The following is an 18,018-nucleotide window of genomic DNA, read 5'->3' as shown; positions in this document are numbered from 1 at the left end:
CAAAAAGTAACAAAAAATGCCGGCTGAAAATTTTTCTTTCAAAGCCAGTAATAGGGCTTGGTCGGTGGAGTCCGAAAAATTTGTTAGGCCGGACTTAAGTAGAACGGAGACCCAGTGCGAAGGCCTTGTTAGACGGAAATGAATTGTGCACAAGTGTCTAACTATCAAATGATAACAAAATAACGTCAATGGTAGCAAAGCGACGCATCTTTTAATTCTGAGAATTTACTATATTCCATTTTTCTCCATCCATTTAGTTTTACATCCAATTGTAAACTTTAATCGTTTAATTGGTATATCGGGAAAAGTCGATATATATTTGTGACATGGATCAAGTAGAAATATTCAAAGCCCTTTCAAACAAAACACGCTTACAGATTTTAACCTGGTTAAAAGAGCCTGAGTTGCATTTTCCGGAACAGCCAAATGCCGATTTCGAAAATGTGGGTGTTTGTGTGGGGCAGATCCAGATCAAGAGTGGTTTATCGCAAAGTACTATTTCCGAATACCTTTCTATTTTACAGCGCGCCGATTTAATTTGTTCCACACGCCTCGGCCAATGGACATATTACAAAAGAAATAAAGAAGGTTTAAAAAAATTAAGCAATATCATTAATACCGAATTATAATTTAGAAATATATGAACACCGATAGTTTATTCAGGCCATTTAGCCTTAAAACATTAAATATCAAAAATAGAGTGGTAATGGCACCCATGACGAGATCATTCTCTCCGGGCGGAGTGCCAACACCTGAGGTTGCAAATTATTATGCAAAAAGAGCAGCCGGAGAAGTAGGTTTAATATTATCAGAAGGAACGGTAATTAACCGCCCGTCTTCTTCTGCAGATCCAAACATTCCACATTTTTATGGTACTGAGGCTTTGGCAGGATGGCAACAGGTTATTAATGAAGTGCATCAGGCCGGCGGGCAAATGGGTCCTCAGATCTGGCACCAGGGGATTATGGAAAACCATGCATCAGGCTGGCGGCCAAGTACACCATTCGAAGGTCCATCGGGTTTCAACAAACCAGGTTTCGAAAATGGAGTACCCATGACAGATGCTGCCATTGCCGATACCATTGCCGCTTTTGGCCAGGCAGCTGCTGATGCCAAGGCTTTAGGCTTTGATACCGTAGAGATACATGGTGCGCATCAATATCTGATCGATCAGTTTTTTTGGGATGCCACCAATAACCGAACTGATATTTATGGGGGAAAAACACTGGCAGAACGTACCCGTTTCGCTGTTGAGGTAATTAAGGAGGTTCGGAACAGAGTTGGAGAAGATTTTGCTCTGATTATCCGTTTATCGCAGTTTAAACCCGCTGCCTATGATTTCAAATTGGCTAAAAACGAGCAGGAAATGGAACAGTGGTTAACCCCGCTCGCAGAAGCCGGAATTGATATTTTCCATTGCTCGCAGCGACGTTTCTGGGAACCCGAGTTTGAAGGTTCTGACCTGAATTTTGCCGGATGGGCAAAAAAAGTTACGGGTAAAGCCACCATCTCTGTAGGTTCAGTTGGTTTAGACGGTGATTTCTTTGGTGCTTTCGCAGGTCAAAGTTCGCAGCCTAGCTCATTAGATGAACTGGTGCGCAGAATGGACCGTGGAGATTTTGATTTAGTAGCAGTTGGCCGTCCGCTGTTAGCAGATCCGAACTGGGTAGAAAAGATTAAGAACAACCGTTTAGCAGAATTGAAGGGCTTTAGCAAAGAAGCTTTAATGCAGTTGGTATAAAAACCATATTTTTCTCTTTATTTTAAAAGCATCTCGAAAGGGATGCTTTTTTGTTAAATCAGGTCGCTGTCATCTCGACTGCTGCATAGTCCCGAACGTTCGGGAGAGAGAGCTATTGGCAATCTCTTGTATTATAATAACAGGTAAAAAAATTATTTTATTCGATGGAAATACTGTATCTGTGATGTCAGCTGTTACCATCTGACCCTGGGAAGAAACTATATTATCCAATAAAAGCATTTAATAAAATAAAACTTTTTCCATCATGAGGAAAGCAATGCCTGTGGTACTTCGGTTACTCCAGCCCCGCCCCTGGCTTAATCCGCCTGAAAAAGCACCGATAACGCTGCCGGTCGGGTTTATTTCACTTCTGATAGCAGCCATGCCTTAGCCATCTAAACCCGGATTGTCGGGAAGAGCTTCCGGTCGTTCACCGGAACTCGTACCAAAAGCGGGGCTAAAATTGCCAAAGGTAGAGAACCGCACATTTCCTGTTACTGATCAATCTTTGCTGTTTTTTTTGAAATGAACGTTCTGTTTTTCACAGGTGCTGTGGTCCCGCCATTCGCTTCTAGTCCTCGTTTCGCTGCGCTCCATTCCGGGCTATGCGCTACTGTCGGGTTTATTTAACCACATTCTGTTCTGCCAGGCAAAGCCTGTTCCCAGGCATTTGCTTTAAAACGTTAATAGCATGACCAGCCTCGCCACCTAAACCCGACCATAGTGGAAAACCCACAGGCCGAAGCATGAGGCCGAGGATTTGGAACGAAGGGCGGGACTGCTGTAAAAGAATTGCTACAGGTTTTGCTTTCCAAAACAACTAAATAATTTTAACTTTTAAGGTTAGTTGTAGCGTAGCAGATGACATGCCCGCTAATCAAGGATTTTTTTTGAAATGAACGTTCTGTTTTTCACAGGTGCTGTAGTCCCGCCATTTGCTTCTAGTCCTCGTTTCGCTACGCTCCATTCCGGGCTATGCGCTGCTGTCGGGTTTATTTAACAAAGGTTTGCCCGTAACAGCAGGTTTTAATGAGATGAGGAAACATTTAGGTATTTAGCACCGGCCTGGGTAACTAAACGCGGATCGAAGCGGGATGCCAATTCCTTCCGATTGGCAGAGCGGGAGTGGAACTACAGTTGCCTAAGAACTTCTGTTACTGCTTTCCAAATAAAATTAAACCACCAAATTTGTCGCCTAAATTAATTATCAGAATACATTAATTGGTACGAATATATTTGATGCTTATCACGTTGAACCTGTAGAAACGCATTAGGTGAAATGATTGCATCTTTATAAAAAGACTCAAAATTACAATGCTGCTTTTATGGTACCAATCCCAGTCTTTTTCCATAAATTCACATCATTAAAAACCGATTCCGCTATGTCGAACATTAAACTCATTATCGAAGAAAGGCCCGCAAATATTGGCAATTTCATGGTTGGCAGACTCCTGCCTTTCCGTGAGAAGCGTATGGTTGGACCGTTTTCGTTCATTGATCACATGGGGCCGGCTGCAATGAGTGATCATGAAAACCTTGATGTTCCACCCCACCCCCATATTGGCTTATCTACCTTAACTTTTTTATTCGAGGGAGAGATTACGCATAAAGACAGCCTGGGATCTGACGTGATAATCAAACCGGGGCAGGTAAACTGGATGACATCAGGCAGTGGCATTGTACATTCAGAAAGAACGCCGGAATACCTGAGGCATACGGATAAAATGCTTCATGGCCTGCAGATCTGGGTAGCTTTGCCAAAAGCACTAGAACAGATGGATCCCGAATTTTTCCACGTGGAAGAGTCAGATATCCCAAGCTGGGCTCAGGATGATGTTCACTTTAAACTGATTGCAGGTGAAGCTTTTGGTTATCAATCGCCGGTACCGGTATATAGCCCTTTATATTTTTTAGAGCTAAAAAGCACTAAGCGTCAGAAAGTAAACATTGGCGATTCCCTATTTGGTGAAAGTGCACTGTATATTTTAGAAGGTGCCATTGAAAGTGAAGGAAATATTTTTGAACCGCGATTAATTTTGATCGCCAATGATGCTAAACTTTGTGAATTCACCCTGCACGAAAATACCACTGTCTATATTTTCGGGGGCGAACCCTTTCCTGAAGAACGTTTTATTTACTGGAACTTTGTGGCCTCTGACAGGGAATTAATTGAAAAAGCCAAAATAAAGTGGCTGGAACAAACTTTTAAACCTGTACCGGGAGAAACCGATTTTGTGCCTTTACCAGATCCCATCCGTAATATTAAACACTAATTCCTTCTAAACAGATTCATATTTACCGAAATGGCCACACCTGTTGAGGATAACCTGCTATTTCCGTAACCGATATCTGTTAACGGAATTTTCATAAAAGGTTTCGCACTGATGCTTAAGTTATGATTGATTTTATGCTGAAACTCTACACCAACATTCGCTATACCTAAGTAATGCTGGTTCTCATTTTTGACTTCGAAATCTTTCGGCCCCTGATAAGTACCATTGTAAGAGAAGCTATATTTCTCTTTTAACATCAAATAACTGGATAAACCCGTACTTACAGAAATAGAATTACGGCTGTTATCAAAAACTTTGTAATTTACATTGACCGGAATATCCACTACATCACAATTGGCATGGATGTTTGATGGTTTTATACCGAATACATAGTTCGTGTTGGGCTTGTATAAACTAAAATCCGAATCGTAAATTTTCTTTGCATAAGATGCACCGGTAGTAATACTCCATTTTTTTGTCAGGATAACGGTCGCTTCAATACCCAAGCCTCCGCTTAAGCTACTTTGCCCTGATTTTTGTACACTGGTTAAATCGGGCGCAGCCAGAATACTTAATATCAGTCGGGGTTTCTTTTTAAAAACAGGATCTTTAATTTTTGCCACCTTTCCCTGGGCAGGTTCAAACACAGAAGTTTGCGCTTCAAATGCTACTGGTACCGTTTCAGTCCTTATTTCAGGTTTGTAAATCACATCAACCAACTGGCTATTATGATCAATGCCAGTTTCCATCATTTTTGGTGAAATTGCCCCTGCGAATCTTACTTCAGCTCCTTTCTGCGTACGGGAAGCTTTGTCTGCATAATGATTACCAGTCATTAAACTTTCTTGTTTATCTCTGGCAGGACTATTTTCATCTGCCGGCTTTTTAACCAACTCTTCTTTATCAATTATAGGTTTAACAGCATTATTGTCTTTTTTTATTTTGGTTTTAACCTGACTATTTTTAGACCGCTCAGCATCAGGCTTAACCAACAAAAACACCACCAGCAACATTGCAGCAATCCCAGCCACAGCAGTTAACCAGATTATCGGTACCATCCTCCTTCTCGGCTTTGGATGCAACCTCTCCTCCAGATGATCCCAATCTAAATCATTAAAAGGAAGGTCGGGATTTTCCAATCCATCCTTAAATAATTTATCTAAATCTTTTCCCTCTTTCATTGCATATTTGTGTTTAACCTTACCTGTAAACGGTTCCTGTCTACTTCCGAACTCCTTACCTGGTAAGTTTTCGCCTCTGTAGCTTTTAACATTTCCTGTAGTTTTTGCCTTGCCTTGAACAGATTAGATTTTGATGTACCTACAGATATTCCCAGCACTTCAGAAATCTCTTCATGCGTATAGCCGTCTATGGCAAAGAGGTTAAATACAGTACGGTAACCCGGACTTAGCTCCTGTACCAGCGCCAATAAATCCTGATAGGCCAATTGATCATATACAGAACTTACCTGTGGTACATTTTCATGATCAACAACATCAACGTGATCTGCAAATTTTAGGTTGGCACGATAGTAATCGATAGCCGTATTGGTGATGATGCGCCCAAGCCATGGTAAAAACGCTTTGCCAGGTTCATATTTGGAAATGTTCTTAAAAGCTTTAAAAAAACCATCATTTAAAATTCCCGCAGCATCCAACCTGTCGTTCGCATAACGCAAACAGATACCCATAGCAAAGCTATAGAAATGCTGATATAGCGCTTTTTGACTATCTCTTTCATTTCTAACGCAGCCTTGAATATACTTTTGTATAAGAATATCTTCTTTGTCGCGCTTAGCGGTCACAAACTCTCCTTTCAACACACATTACGATCAGGAACAATGAAAGGTTGCTTCAAAAAGCATTTTTTTTAAAATAGTTTAAACTATCCATTTTAGCTTAAAAACCTACCTTATGGAAGCAACCTTTTAAAACCTATAGGCGTAATAGTGGCATATCAATTTTTATTAAAGTTAAAACTAAAACAAAAATCTTATGCTAATCTACTTAAAAAGAAATCTACTGGCTATACTTAGTGTAGCTGTGGTATTCGCCGCATGTAAAAAAAGCGGTTCAGACGGGGCAATGAACCAACCTGTTAATAACAACAAAGGAATCCAGCTGGCAACTGATTCCAAATTCGGGTCAGTCTTAACAGATAAAGACGGTAAAACCTTATACTTTTTTGCCAATGATGCTGCGGGAGTACCTACATGTACAAATGGTTGCGAAACCAATTGGCCGCTTTACTACAGTGCCGATGCCAGTACAGATTTGAAACTGAACAAAGCAGAAGTGGGCGAGGTTACCCGTGCTGATGGACGTAAACAAAGCACTTACCGTGGGTATCCGCTTTATTATTTCGCTGGCGATGCCGCTAAAGGTGATATTAAGGGCGATGGAGTTGGTGGCATCTGGTTTGTGGCAAAACCTGATTATTCTTTGATGCTGGCCAACGCGCAGCTGGTAGGTGCTGATACCAAAAGTTATACCAGTGCGTATATAGAAGGCAGCGGCTTTACCAAATACTTTACCGATGCATTTGGCAGAACACTTTATGCTTTTGCTCCTGATAAGAATGGTGTAAATACCTATACAAAAGGCACAACACAAGAAGGAATATGGCCGGTTTATACTTCTGAAATAATGAATGTTCCATCAGTAATGGCAAAAACGGATCTGGGTGTAATTACTGTGGCCAGCGTGAATAAAAAACAGCTTACCTATAAAGGGTGGCCCTTGTATTATTTTGTATCAGATACAAAAAGAGGCGATAACAAGGGAATCACTGTCCCAGGCTCGGCAGCTCCAGGCTCAGTTTGGCCTTATGTTTCAACCACAACAACAGTTGCTCCTGCACAATAAAATTTGGGGGTGGACAAATAGAATGGCCAGCTGTGCCTTTACAGCAGGCCTTTTTTTATACTTCTAACAAGGCTTGTTTAATTTTTTCAGCTGCTTCAGCCAATTCTTCATTACTTGGCTTTAACTTTTCCTTGCTGAAATTCATATCGCTAACATTATTCATTGGAATTAAATGAATATGTGCATGCGGCACTTCCAATCCAATTACTGAAACGCCTACTTTTTTGCACGGAAAGGCTATTTTAACGCCTTTTGCCACAATTTTAGCAAACATCCACAAACCAACGTATAAGTCTTCATCCATATCGAAGAGATAATCTACTTCAATTTTTGGGATAACCAGCACATGGCCAGCCGTTAATGGCGAAACGTCTAAAAATGCCAGATATTCTACAGTTTCAGCAACAACATGAGCAGGAATTTCGCCTGCAACGATTTTAGAGAAGATAGTCATAGGGTGGAAGGTTAAAAGGTGGAAGGTGTAAGGTTTTTAGAGCGGAGTGTAGACCTTAAGCCTTAAACCCTCCGCCTTCTACCTTATCTTGATATTTCTAAAACTTCAAACTGCATTTTGCCGGCAGGCACTTCGATTTCGGCAAGTTCTCCTACAGATTTACCCAACAATCCCTGTGCAATTGGTGATTTGACAGAAATTTTCCCGGTTTTTAAATCTGCTTCACTTTCTGCCACCAGTTGATAGGTCATGGTTGCACCGTTTTTAACATTTTTTATTTTTACGATGGATAATGCCAGCACTTTTGATAAATCCAAACGCGATTCATCAATCAAACGTGCATTTGCCAACGTATTCTGTAATTTAGCTATTTTAGCTTCATGCAGCCCCTGTGCTTCTTTTGCTGCATCGTATTCTGCATTCTCCGATAAATCACCTTTATCCCTTGCTTCTGCAATTGCTTTAGATATTAGCTGACGACCGGTGGTAGTTAAATAATGAACTTCCTCTTTTAATTTATCTAACCCTTCTTGGGTATAATATGTTACCTCTGTCATTGCTCTATTAATTTTGTTCAAACGCTATAAAAAACAAACAAGACTATATAGTTGGTTTGCTACATAGTCTTGCTTCAATTATAACGAAGATAAAATGTGGAAATTACAAAAGCAAATAAAAGATTAAGATTTAACGGAATTTTAGCTTTCGCAGCCCTTTTTTACATCAGGCTGTTGCCTTCAAAAACAAAATGGAACAGATCCGCAACATTCAGTCGTACAGACATCCAAAATTCAATCATTAATTTTAATTTAGCTTAAATTATTCTTAAAAAATGAAAAAACTATTTTCTATTGCCCTGCTCGTTTGCCTGAGTGGTTATACGCTTTCTGCACAGGAACTTTACATGCCCCGGAATATTAAAGCAGCATACACTAAAGGTACGCGTGCCATGAATGGGAAACCTGGCCCGAATTATTGGCAAAACCATGGTAAATATAATATGGATATCCAGGTAGATGCCGAAACCAAAGTGGTGAGCGGCAAAGAAGAAATTTTGTATAGCAACAATAGTTCTGATACTTTAAAAAACCTGACCATCCGCTTTGTAAACAACCTCCACAAACCCACTTCACCAAGAAGTGGCGCAGTAAGCGAAGATTTTTTGAGTACAGGTTTAAATATTAAGGCTTTTTGGGTAGATGGTCAAAAATATCAGGTAGATAGCAAAAACTGGGGAACGGTTGGTAATGTTACGTTAAAAAAACCTTTGTTACCAAAATCTAAAATCACCGTTAAAATTGAGTGGGATTATCCACTTTCGAAGGAAAGCGGCCGCGAGGGGCAGATTGATCCAAACTCTTTCTTTGTAGCTTACAGTTACCCGCGCATATCGGTATATGATGATTATAACGGCTGGGATCGAATCCCACACACCGATAGGGCCGAATTTTACAACGACTTTAACGATTACGAATTCACGATTAAAGCCCCTAAAAACTATGTGGTTTATGCAACCGGCGATTTTCTGAACCCTGATGAGGTATTGCAGCCGGAGATTTCTGCACGTTTAAAAAAATCATATAATGGAGATGAAGTGATCCATATTGCCACCGGGCAGGAAATGAAAGATGGTAAAGTGACTCAGCAAAAAGACTGGAATACCTGGAAATTTGCCGTGAACCACATTACCGATGTTACCTTTGCTTTAAGTAACCACTATGTTTGGGATGGAGCCAGCGTAATTGTAGACAAGAAAACAAATCGCCGTGCAAGTGCCCAGGCTGCTTACAACCCAACTACAGGAACAGATTTTATCAACTCGGTGAAGTACAATCTTAATGCTTTAGATTGGTTCTCAAACAATTGGCCGGGCATCCCCTACCCTTATGCAAAAACCATTGCTTTTCAGGGTTTTGCAGATATGGAGTATCCGATGATGGTGAATGATTCGCAGTTTGGCGATCCGGTATTTGCACAATTGGTTCAGGATCATGAGGTTGCACACACTTACTTTCCTTTTTATATGGGTATTAATGAAACCCGTTATGCCTATATGGACGAAGGATGGGCTACCACATTCGAATATTTAATTGGTATTGCTGAGCATGGCAAACAGGCTGCCGACGATTTTTACAGAAAATTTAGAGTAAACAATTATATTAATGATAAATCTGCAGAAGAAGACCAGCCTATCATTTCAATGTCTGATCAGGTTTCGGGCGCAGGTTATGGGAACAACTCTTACGGTAAAGCTTCATTATCTTATCTGGCGCTCAAAGATATGCTCGGAGATGATTTGTTTAAAAAAGCACTGCACACCTATATGAGCAACTGGAATGGCAAACATCCTATTCCATGGGATTACTTTAACTCCATGAATGCAGGTTCAGGACAGAATCTAAACTGGTTTTTCCAGAATTGGTTCTTTACCAACAACTACCTCGATTTAGCCATTAGCAAAGTAACAACTGCAAAAGGAAAATCAACGGTAAGCATTAAAAATGTAGGCGGATTTGCCATTCCGTTTGATATGGTGATAACCTATTCCGATGGGAAAACGGAGACTATCCACAAAAACCCTTCAGTTTGGAAAGCCAACCAAAAAGAGCTTAACATAGCACTGAATACGGCTAAAAAAATAAAATCAGTTGCATTGGATAATGGGATCTTTATGGATGCCACACCGAAAGATAATGTTTGGTCAGCGAAATAGTTAACACTTGCCAATTTTCAATTGGCAGTTGATATAACTGCCAATTGAAAACTGCAAACTAATAACTGATGACTGACTGGTGTTTAACCGGAAAATTTAAAGAGTTGGCAATAAAACACATTTTATTGGCCTCGTGGTGTAGCGATTCTGCCAGTCCGTGGTGGGCCTGATCGGCAATTAAAACCTGAGGATGCAGGATAACTTCTTTAAAACGCCCACTTCCATCAGCCAATTCTTCCATCGTACCTACTGCTTCATCTTTATAATCGATAACCACAATTCCATTTTTAGAACATAAGTGTAGATACCAGAGCATGTGGCAGCTGGATATGGAGGCCAACAGCAAATCTTCCGGATTATATTTAGATTTATCGCCCAAAAAAACAGAATCAGACGAACCGGCAATATCGGCTTTACCTTTTACTGAAATTACATAATCGCGGTCGTAAGAACGGTAATCCATTGTACCTGATCCTTTGTTGCCCGTCCAGGTAACGGTGGTCGAATATAGATGATCTTTCGGCATAATAAAACTGGTTAGATTATAGCCAATTTAGGAAAATAAAATTACTTTTTTGAATACCATCGGGTTTTATCGCTTAGATGTACCAATGGCTAAAAAGGTAAATAATTGCTTTTGAAAAGCAGGGTCCGGCAGTGCTTCGGTTCCGAAAGTCCTGCTATCTCTACAAGTCCTCGCTGCACTCCGGGCTTTCCGCTCTATCAGGTTTAATTAACAAAGGCTTACCGAAGAGCGTAATGTCCTTGTCAGTTAATATTTAATCTTTCAGGAAGCTGCAGAGCCAGCTAAAAATTAAGTCCTTTTAATTTATCAGCCAAAACTTCCGAAATTTTACGGTACGAATCAAACGTCCAGCCACCAACATGCGGCGTTAAAATAACCTGATCGTTAGATTTTAATTCATCATACCAGGGCTGTTCGCTCAAGGCCGGGAATTTTTCTGTTTGCAGCACATCCAGTCCGGCGCCCAAAATTTTTCTATCTTTAATCGCATTCAATACGGCATTGGTATTTACAATCTCTCCCCTGGCGGTATTGATAAAAAAGATGGGCTTTTTAAAATGAAAGAAATATTCATCATCAACCATTTGTCTGGTTTCTGCGGTTAAAGGAATATGTAAACTTAGCACATCGCTGTATTTTACAATTTCTTCCATACTCACCTCACGGGCAAAAGCATCAGAAAAACCTGTTTTATACTTATCATAAGCCATTACATCAACCTCAAAACCAGCCAGTTTTTTGGCAAAGCTTTGTCCCATAAAACCATAACCGATAATACCTACTTTTTTCCCTTTCAACTCGTAACCCCTGTTTCCTTCCCGATCCCAGACACCGTTCCTGATTTCGATATCGGCTCTGCGAAAGTTATTCATCAATGATAAGAGCAAACCTGTGGCATGTTCCCCAACGGCATCGCAATTGCCCTCCGGCGCATTAATCAATTCGATATTCTTTTCAAAAGCAATTTTATCATCAATATTATCCAAACCGGCCCCTGCCCTGGCTACAAACTTTAAATTGGTGGCAGCAGCAAAAACCTCGGCATCAATCCTGAATTTTGTACGTACGGCAATACCCGTATAATCTTTTATTTTATCCAGTGTCTGTTGTCGGGTAATCTGGGGCTCATCATCTACCTGATAGCCCATAGCAATGGCCTGCTCTTTAAATGCGGGGTGCAGGTCATCAACAATTAATATTTTTTTCATTTTTTAACCTATGCTCAATGTGATGAACAAAAGTAGAATTTTTAAATATCGTTCCATTATAATATTCTCCATTACTGCCAGCAAAGCTGAAAACTGTAAATTATTAACTGCCAACAACAAATTGCCCACAAAAATATTACTATAAAATGGCTGTAATAAAATAGTTACGGCCCTTTTATTAAACTAAGTTGCCGTTACTTTGTCTCCCTTTATAAAAACACACGAAATTTTATTTTTAATGAGACTTTTTCAATCCAGAACTATACAGATTACCCTTTTACTTTTAAGCTTATCATTTAATCTTTTCGCACAGACAGGCGGAAAGGCTAAAATTACCGGAGTACTTAAAGATGCCAAAACCCAGGAAACCATTCCCTTTGCTACAGCAGTTTTAATTGACAAAGCTACGGCCAAAAATGCAAAAATAGCTCAAACAGACTTAAATGGCGCTTTTGTAATGACCGATCTTCCTACCGGAACCTTTACCTTTAAAATTAGTTTTGTAGGTTACCAAACCATGGTGAGGGATAATGTAAAGATAACGGCCAGTACAGGTACCCTAAATTTTGGCGATATTAAAATGAATACGGCAAAAGGTAATGTATTAAGCGAAATTACTGTAACCGGCCAAAAACCGGGCATGCAAATGGGAATAGATAAAAAGATTTTTGCTGTAGACCAGAGCGTAATCAGTGAAGGTGGCTCTGCAAGTGATTTATTACAAAATGTGCCTTCTGTTTCGACCGATATGGATGGTAATGTGAGTTTGCGTGGCTCCTCAGGTGTTAAAGTATTAATTGATGGAAAACCGTCTCTAATTGCTGGTGGTAATGTGGCCCAAATTCTGCAATCCATCCCGGCAAGCTCTATTGAGAGCGTTGAGGTTATCACCAATCCTTCTGCAAAATATGACGCCGAAGGCCAGTCAGGTATTATTAATATTGTACTGAAGAAAAATACAAAACTGGGCTTCAATGGTTCAGTTGCCTTAACTGCGGGTAACCGGGATAATTATAATGCCAATACCAACTTGAGTTTCCAGAACAGCAAGGTAAATATATATGGAAACTATGGCTACCGCTATGGCAATCGCATTGGAGGTGGTTTTCAGGATATTACCTATAAATCAGATTCATTAAATACCAGGTTTGCCAGTCAGAATACTGTATCCAGATCATTGGATAAAGGACATAATGCCAAAGCGGGTATAGATTATTACATCGCACCCAAAAGTGTAATCAGTTTATCTGGTGGCTTTAACTCCCGGGATAACGAGCGAAATGAACAACTCGACATCAGACAATTAAATAAAAACAGTTTGCCGGTGCTGCTCAGTAACAGAACGAATAGTACGGATGGTTTTGGATCCAGCTATGATGCAAATTTAGATTACGTACAGAAGTTTAAAAAACCGAAAGAAGAACTGACCTTTAATTTCGGCTATTCTCATGGCACCAATAATAGCGATCAGTATTACAGTACCAATACCACCAACCGTAATGGTGTGCCCATTGATGAAACCCTGAGTTTACAGCGCGTATTTAATACCGGTAACAACACCAACTACAATATCCAAACAGACTATGCATTGCCTGTGGGTAAAGCGGGTAAAATCGAACTGGGTTATCGCAGCCAGATCCGCTTAGGTGAAAATGATCAATATGCCGACTCGATCCTTACCAATAGCAGTATTTATATCACAAACAACAAATTGATCAATGGTTTCGATAGCAAAGATCAGGTGCATGCCCTGTATTTCAATTACCAGAACCAGATTAAAGATTTTGGCTACCAGATAGGCTTAAGAGGTGAAGATGCCCGCTTAGATACGTATTTGGAAGGTTATACCAATAATGTATTGACTAGTGCCGAAGGAAATATACATTATAAAAGAATATACCCAAGCATATTCTTAACACAGAAACTAAAAGGCGATAACCAGCTTCAGCTGAGTTATACCCGTCGTGTAAACCGTCCGCGCCCTTGGGATACCAATCCATTTTTAGATGTTTCTGATCCATTAAACTACAGGGGCGGTAACCCTAATTTATTGCCTGAAGATGTACATTCTTTCGAACTGGGATATAGCAAGTACTGGAAAAAAGTAACCCTAACTTCGAGCTTGTATTTCCGTCAAACCAATGACGTGATCCAACGCGTAAGAAGTACACCCGTTAATGGAATTATCACCTCAACGCCTCAAAACCTATCGAACCAGATTAACAGCGGACTGGAATTAATTGGCCGTTTTGATCTGGTTAAAGCTTTAAATTTCACCACCAACGTAAACTTGTACCAGGCAAAATTTGCTGGCGACGCACGATTTGACATTCCATCAAGCAGTGGCTTTAGCTGGAATGCCAACCTGACCGGAAATTTAACGGTAGTTAAAAATTTGTCATTACAGGTGCGCGGCGACTACAGAGCACCGGAAGTGATGGCACAGGGAAAACGTAATGCCATGTATGGAATTGATGGCGGTGCCAAATACGATTTCCCGAACAAAAAAGCATCTTTAAGTTTCAATGTCAGAGATGTGTTTAATACCAGAAGATGGAGTATGACTACCGAAGATCGCGCAACAATTGTTGATTTTGAACGTCAGTTTCAGGGTACAATGGGAAATTTAACTTTCTCCTATCGCTTTGGAAAAACCACCTTTACCGGCACGAATAAAAAGAAAAAAGAAGAGCAGGACAACCGTCCGGACGAAGGTTCATTTTAATAACCAAAGAGCTTAGGAACGATTTTCTAAGCTCTTTTTTTGGTATTGGAAAAACCAACAACAAAAAATAAGATGATTTCTTATCTTGCGGCCATGGAAGAGATCAACCCCTGGAAAACGCTGGAAAGCGAGGTAAAATACGACAACAACTGGATTCGCTTAACCGAGCACCAGGTGATAAATCCATCTGGCGGACAAGGAATTTATGGCACTGTTCATTTTAAGAACCTGGCCATAGGCATCCTTCCGTTAGATGAAAACTATAATACCTGGCTGGTTGGCCAATACCGATATCCATTAAACGCCTACAGCTGGGAAATTCCCGAAGGCGGGGGGCCATTCCATGAAGCGCCCTTAGAAAGTGCAAGACGAGAATTATTGGAAGAAACAGGAATGAGTGCCGGGAACTGGAAGGAGATCCAAAGAATGCACCTCTCCAATTCGGTAAGCGATGAATTAAGTATTATCTATATTGCCACCGATCTCATTCAAGGTATTGCCATGCCTGAAGAAACGGAACTACTCGTTGTAAAAAAACTGCCTTTTAATGAGGCCTATCAAATGGTTTTAGACGGGAAAATTACCGATTCGATGAGCGTAGCCGCAATCCTAAGAGCTAAACTGATGATGTTAAATGGGGAACTGTAATGAGCATAACCACCAAATGTTCCTAACGGAACATCAAAAATATTGCATATTTTTTTCTACCCAGGAAATGTCCCTATAGGGACATTGATCATTCAAGGCTTCCGATCAAAGATTGATTGAAATCATACACACCGATAGATAGCTTTAACCTAAGTCAATCAAAGATCAGATCAGCATAGCCCATGGAACATCATTCAATGCTTTCGATCAAAGATTAATTGAAATTATACACACCGATAGATCGCTCCAACGTTAGCCAATCAAAGTTCAGATCAGCACAGCCCGCAGAACATTATTCAAGGCTTTCGATCAAAGATTAATTGAAATTTCTGTAAACATAAAAATGGCTGGGATCTCGCATGAAAGTTCAGAGCAGCGCACAATCAAAATTAGTTTTTTAACGAAACTTTGGATAATGCCTATATAAATAAAGTTAATATATGCTGTTCCATAGGGAACAGATCCCTGGTAGGAATAATACAATTAGAATTTTCGTTCCGTAGGAACGTTTCGTGAAATAAAAAGGCTTGGGATTTATGAAAATCGAAAAATAATTTATAATTTAATATGAGATTAAGAACATCGCTTTTATAGGCCTTGTTTAAATTGCCAGAGTAATCTCTAAAATTAAATCATCCAAAAATTTTTAACGTCCGGTATGGAAATTTCCGCGGTAGAAATGGCAGACGGCAATTTTCGTTCCGCAGGAACGTTTGATTATGATTTAAATTTAGAGCGATATGCCAAATACATACACCCAATTGCATATTCAATTTGTGTTCGCCGTTAAATTCAGGGCCGCATTGATCAAAGCGGATTGGAAAGAAAGGCTTTTGAAATATATTACCGGAATATTCCAGGCGAATAATCATAAAATGATCCAGATTAATTGTATGCCCGATCATATTCACATTTTTATTGGCATGCGACCGCACCAATCTATTTCAAGCTTAATCCAGAATGTAAAAACAGAAAGCTCAAAATGGATTAATGATCAGGGATTCTGTAAAGGAAAATTTGCCTGACAAGAAGGTTATGGAGCATTTTCCTATTCCAGTGGCCATATCCAACAGGTTATTCAATATATACAAAATCAGGAACAGCACCACAAAAAGAAAACCTTTTTAGAGGAATACAGCAATTTTCTAAAAATTTTTGAGATCCAATACGAAGAAAAATACATCTTCAGAGAACCAGAATAATTTATTATTATCTTTGCCATCCATTAAATCAACCAGATGAGCAAGCTTTTCGGATATCTTTTAAGCCCCGTATTTTATATTTTATTTGGATTAAGCCTTTGTATCTTCCATCCTATACAATGGCTTTGTTATAAACTTTTTGGCTACAAAGCACATAAGGTTTCGGTTGATATCCTTAATTTTTTCCTAACCTATTGCCAGCTTTTCCTTTTCAACTCCATCAGTTTTAAAAACGAATATGATCTGCCAACCGATAGGCCCATTATTTTTGCCGCAAATCACCAAAGTATGTACGATATCCCCTCGTTAATTTGGTTCTTGAGAAAATATAGCGCAAAATTCATTTCTAAAATTGAGCTTACCAAAGGTATCCCATCAATTTCTATAAATCTCCGTTTAGGGGGTGGTGCAAACATCAACCGGAAAGACAATAAGCAGGCCATTTCTGAAATCATCAAACTGGGCCGCAGAATGAAGGAAAATAACTGGAGCACGGTTATTTTCCCAGAGGGTACGCGGGCGAAAAACGGACAACTCAAATCTTTTCAATTTGGCGGTATTGCTACGCTTTTAAAAGTAGTACCCAATGCACTGATCGTTCCGGTGGCTATAGAAAATTCTTGGAAAATTGTGCGATTTGGCATGTTTCCCTTAACCACGGGAAATGCTTTAAAGTGGACAGTTTTAAAGCCGATAGAACCTGCTGCAAAACCAGCGAATGAAATTACGCTGGAGGTAGAGAACGAGATCAGAAAAGTTCTTGGCCAACCACTGGCACAGCCTGTTACTTTATAAGCTTAGGTGCTCAATTATTGAAATTGGTTAATGGATACAATCGCGAAATGCCTGTCGCCGTCCGATTTAAATATTTTTGTTTCCGATTACCCTAAAAAATTCATCGCGGTAGGTATCGCCAACAGGAATCGTTTTTTGATTAATGGTGATGCGGCTACGCTCAATACTTTCAATTTTATCAACCGCTACAATATATGATTTATGTACGCGGATAAATTGACTTTGAGGCAAAGCTTCTTCCATTTTTTTCATGCTTTGCAGCGTAATTACACGTTCATCTTTGGTGAAAATGGAGATGTAATCCTTTAACCCTTCGATGTACAAAATATCATGAAGGTAAATTTTCTGAATCTTATGTTCTGTTTTTACGAAAATATAATCCTGAACCGGGTTTGGTGAACCCGAAAATGGTGCAGGGGTAACAATGGGTTGTGCTACACTAACGGGTACTTCAACCGGTTTTACCTGATTATGAACTTTTTCTACCGCTTTATAAAAACGATCAAATGCAATTGGCTTTAACAGGTAATCAGATACATTGAGGTCGTAACTTTCTAAAGCATACTGTGGGTAAGCGGTAGTTAATATGTAGTGACATTTATTGCCAGCAATTTTTAAAAACTGGATTCCGGTTAACTCAGGCATCTGAATATCCAAAAACACCAGATCGATACCCCCACCCTGAACAATCTGCAATGCTTCGATAGGGTTTTCGCACCTTTTAACCATGGTCAAAAAAGGCACTTTAGAAATATAATCCTGTAAAATATCAAGCGCTAAAGGCTCATCATCAACAACAATACAGTTTAGGTTCATTTTAGGTTATTATTTTAATTAATGACAATATCCGGCTTATGCTTGGTTATTCA

Annotated in this window: 18 protein-coding genes; 9 read left to right on the top strand and 9 right to left on the bottom strand. The window is 39.8% G+C overall.

The window, feature by feature from the left end; all coding sequences use genetic code 11:
- Positions 1–326: 326 nt before the first annotated feature.
- Together QZ738_RS05840 and QZ738_RS05835 are read left to right on the top strand one after the other, a co-directional pair.
- Entirely contained in the window at positions 327–629 is a 303-nt protein-coding gene (locus tag QZ738_RS05840) for a helix-turn-helix transcriptional regulator (protein WP_293785599.1), read from the top strand.
- A gap of 11 nt (positions 630–640) precedes the next feature.
- A complete protein-coding gene (locus QZ738_RS05835) occupies positions 641–1,741 on the top strand; it encodes an NADH:flavin oxidoreductase (protein WP_293785597.1) in 1,101 nt (366 codons plus the stop codon).
- 240 nt (positions 1,742–1,981) lie between these two features.
- Here QZ738_RS05835 and QZ738_RS05830 read toward each other — a convergent pair whose 3' ends face one another.
- Positions 1,982–2,125 (bottom strand): hypothetical protein, encoded by a 144-nt coding sequence (locus tag QZ738_RS05830; protein ID WP_293785595.1) that lies wholly within the window; start codon positions 2,123–2,125, stop codon positions 1,982–1,984.
- A 238-nt stretch (positions 2,126–2,363) separates the two neighbouring features.
- Positions 2,364–2,489 (bottom strand): hypothetical protein, encoded by a 126-nt coding sequence (locus tag QZ738_RS05825; protein ID WP_293785593.1) that lies wholly within the window; start codon positions 2,487–2,489, stop codon positions 2,364–2,366.
- Between the two features lie 634 nt (positions 2,490–3,123).
- Here QZ738_RS05825 and QZ738_RS05820 point away from each other — a divergent pair.
- The gene (locus tag QZ738_RS05820; protein WP_293785591.1) at positions 3,124–4,014 is read left to right on the top strand and encodes a pirin family protein; all 891 of its coding nucleotides are present in this window, start codon (positions 3,124–3,126) and stop codon (positions 4,012–4,014) included.
- Here QZ738_RS05820 and QZ738_RS05815 read toward each other — a convergent pair.
- Both QZ738_RS05815 and QZ738_RS05810 read right to left on the bottom strand, forming a co-directional pair.
- Complete coding sequence (locus QZ738_RS05815; RefSeq protein WP_293785589.1) at positions 4,011–5,195, bottom strand: hypothetical protein; 1,185 nt, start codon at positions 5,193–5,195, stop codon at positions 4,011–4,013. The genes QZ738_RS05820 and QZ738_RS05815 overlap by 4 nt on opposite strands.
- Complete coding sequence (locus tag QZ738_RS05810; RefSeq protein WP_293785587.1) at positions 5,192–5,836, bottom strand: sigma-70 family RNA polymerase sigma factor; 645 nt, start codon at positions 5,834–5,836, stop codon at positions 5,192–5,194. Before QZ738_RS05810 ends, QZ738_RS05815 begins: the two co-directional genes overlap by 4 nt.
- Positions 5,837–6,008: 172 nt before the next feature.
- Here QZ738_RS05810 and QZ738_RS05805 point away from each other — a divergent pair, with 172 nt between their 5' ends.
- Positions 6,009–6,878 (top strand): hypothetical protein, encoded by an 870-nt coding sequence (locus tag QZ738_RS05805; RefSeq protein ID WP_293785585.1) that lies wholly within the window; start codon positions 6,009–6,011, stop codon positions 6,876–6,878.
- Positions 6,879–6,933: 55 nt separating this feature from the next.
- Here QZ738_RS05805 and QZ738_RS05800 read toward each other — a convergent pair whose 3' ends face one another.
- Together QZ738_RS05800 and greA are read right to left on the bottom strand one after the other, a co-directional pair.
- Positions 6,934–7,332, bottom strand: a complete 399-nt coding sequence (locus QZ738_RS05800; protein ID WP_293742810.1) for an HIT family protein — start codon at positions 7,330–7,332, stop codon at positions 6,934–6,936.
- A gap of 83 nt (positions 7,333–7,415) precedes the next feature.
- Positions 7,416–7,889, bottom strand: a complete 474-nt coding sequence (gene greA, locus QZ738_RS05795; RefSeq protein ID WP_090984552.1) for a transcription elongation factor GreA — start codon at positions 7,887–7,889, stop codon at positions 7,416–7,418.
- A gap of 275 nt (positions 7,890–8,164) precedes the next feature.
- Here greA and QZ738_RS05790 point away from each other — a divergent pair, with 275 nt between their 5' ends.
- Entirely contained in the window at positions 8,165–10,045 is a 1,881-nt protein-coding gene (locus QZ738_RS05790; protein WP_293785583.1) for a M1 family metallopeptidase, read from the top strand.
- Between the two features lie 58 nt (positions 10,046–10,103).
- Here the strand turns inward: QZ738_RS05790 and QZ738_RS05785 are convergent, their stop codons facing one another.
- Together QZ738_RS05785 and QZ738_RS05780 are read right to left on the bottom strand one after the other, a co-directional pair.
- A complete protein-coding gene (locus tag QZ738_RS05785) occupies positions 10,104–10,571 on the bottom strand; it encodes an OsmC family protein (protein ID WP_293785581.1) in 468 nt (155 codons plus the stop codon).
- Between the two features lie 281 nt (positions 10,572–10,852).
- Positions 10,853–11,779, bottom strand: a complete 927-nt coding sequence (locus tag QZ738_RS05780) for an NAD(P)-dependent oxidoreductase (RefSeq protein ID WP_293785579.1) — start codon at positions 11,777–11,779, stop codon at positions 10,853–10,855.
- Positions 11,780–12,017: 238 nt separating this feature from the next.
- Between QZ738_RS05780 and QZ738_RS05775 the strand changes: the two genes are divergently transcribed.
- From QZ738_RS05775 to QZ738_RS05760, 4 genes are all read left to right on the top strand, one after another.
- Entirely contained in the window at positions 12,018–14,504 is a 2,487-nt protein-coding gene (locus tag QZ738_RS05775; protein ID WP_293785577.1) for an outer membrane beta-barrel family protein, read from the top strand.
- 93 nt (positions 14,505–14,597) lie between these two features.
- The gene (locus QZ738_RS05770; RefSeq protein ID WP_293785601.1) at positions 14,598–15,152 is read left to right on the top strand and encodes an NUDIX hydrolase; all 555 of its coding nucleotides are present in this window, start codon (positions 14,598–14,600) and stop codon (positions 15,150–15,152) included.
- A 740-nt stretch (positions 15,153–15,892) separates the two neighbouring features.
- Positions 15,893–16,177, top strand: a complete 285-nt coding sequence (tnpA, locus tag QZ738_RS05765; RefSeq protein WP_293785575.1) for an IS200/IS605 family transposase — start codon at positions 15,893–15,895, stop codon at positions 16,175–16,177.
- 213 nt (positions 16,178–16,390) lie between these two features.
- Entirely contained in the window at positions 16,391–17,149 is a 759-nt protein-coding gene (locus tag QZ738_RS05760; protein ID WP_293785573.1) for a 1-acyl-sn-glycerol-3-phosphate acyltransferase, read from the top strand.
- A gap of 66 nt (positions 17,150–17,215) precedes the next feature.
- Here the strand turns inward: QZ738_RS05760 and QZ738_RS05755 are convergent, their stop codons facing one another.
- Positions 17,216–17,965, bottom strand: a complete 750-nt coding sequence (locus tag QZ738_RS05755) for a LytTR family DNA-binding domain-containing protein (protein ID WP_293785571.1) — start codon at positions 17,963–17,965, stop codon at positions 17,216–17,218.
- Positions 17,966–18,018: the final 53 nt, after the last annotated feature.

It is taken from the genome of uncultured Pedobacter sp. (assembly GCF_913776295.1).
Lineage (GTDB): Bacteria > Bacteroidota > Bacteroidia > Sphingobacteriales > Sphingobacteriaceae > Pedobacter.
Note: the sequence above shows the minus strand (reverse complement) of the source record. Positions and strands in the feature narration are given on the sequence as shown.

Excerpts from the sequence above, each read along its gene's own strand:
- tnpA (WP_293785575.1), top strand. The coding sequence starts at position 15,893 with ATGCCAAATACATACACCCAATTGCATATTCAATTTGTGTTCGCCGTT.
- QZ738_RS05770 (WP_293785601.1), top strand. The coding sequence starts at position 14,598 with ATGGAAGAGATCAACCCCTGGAAAACGCTGGAAAGCGAGGTAAAATAC.
- QZ738_RS05840 (WP_293785599.1), top strand. The coding sequence starts at position 327 with ATGGATCAAGTAGAAATATTCAAAGCCCTTTCAAACAAAACACGCTTA.
- QZ738_RS05830 (WP_293785595.1), bottom strand. The coding sequence starts at position 2,125 with ATGGCTGCTATCAGAAGTGAAATAAACCCGACCGGCAGCGTTATCGGT.
- QZ738_RS05790 (WP_293785583.1), top strand. The coding sequence starts at position 8,165 with ATGAAAAAACTATTTTCTATTGCCCTGCTCGTTTGCCTGAGTGGTTAT.
- QZ738_RS05820 (WP_293785591.1), top strand. The coding sequence starts at position 3,124 with ATGTCGAACATTAAACTCATTATCGAAGAAAGGCCCGCAAATATTGGC.
- QZ738_RS05825 (WP_293785593.1), bottom strand. The coding sequence starts at position 2,489 with ATGCTTCGGCCTGTGGGTTTTCCACTATGGTCGGGTTTAGGTGGCGAG.
- QZ738_RS05780 (WP_293785579.1), bottom strand. The coding sequence starts at position 11,779 with ATGAAAAAAATATTAATTGTTGATGACCTGCACCCCGCATTTAAAGAG.
- QZ738_RS05835 (WP_293785597.1), top strand. The coding sequence starts at position 641 with ATGAACACCGATAGTTTATTCAGGCCATTTAGCCTTAAAACATTAAAT.
- QZ738_RS05775 (WP_293785577.1), top strand. The coding sequence starts at position 12,018 with ATGAGACTTTTTCAATCCAGAACTATACAGATTACCCTTTTACTTTTA.
- QZ738_RS05815 (WP_293785589.1), bottom strand. The coding sequence starts at position 5,195 with ATGAAAGAGGGAAAAGATTTAGATAAATTATTTAAGGATGGATTGGAA.
- QZ738_RS05805 (WP_293785585.1), top strand. The coding sequence starts at position 6,009 with ATGCTAATCTACTTAAAAAGAAATCTACTGGCTATACTTAGTGTAGCT.
- QZ738_RS05760 (WP_293785573.1), top strand. The coding sequence starts at position 16,391 with ATGAGCAAGCTTTTCGGATATCTTTTAAGCCCCGTATTTTATATTTTA.
- QZ738_RS05800 (WP_293742810.1), bottom strand. The coding sequence starts at position 7,332 with ATGACTATCTTCTCTAAAATCGTTGCAGGCGAAATTCCTGCTCATGTT.
- QZ738_RS05785 (WP_293785581.1), bottom strand. The coding sequence starts at position 10,571 with ATGCCGAAAGATCATCTATATTCGACCACCGTTACCTGGACGGGCAAC.
- QZ738_RS05755 (WP_293785571.1), bottom strand. The coding sequence starts at position 17,965 with ATGAACCTAAACTGTATTGTTGTTGATGATGAGCCTTTAGCGCTTGAT.
- greA (WP_090984552.1), bottom strand. The coding sequence starts at position 7,889 with ATGACAGAGGTAACATATTATACCCAAGAAGGGTTAGATAAATTAAAA.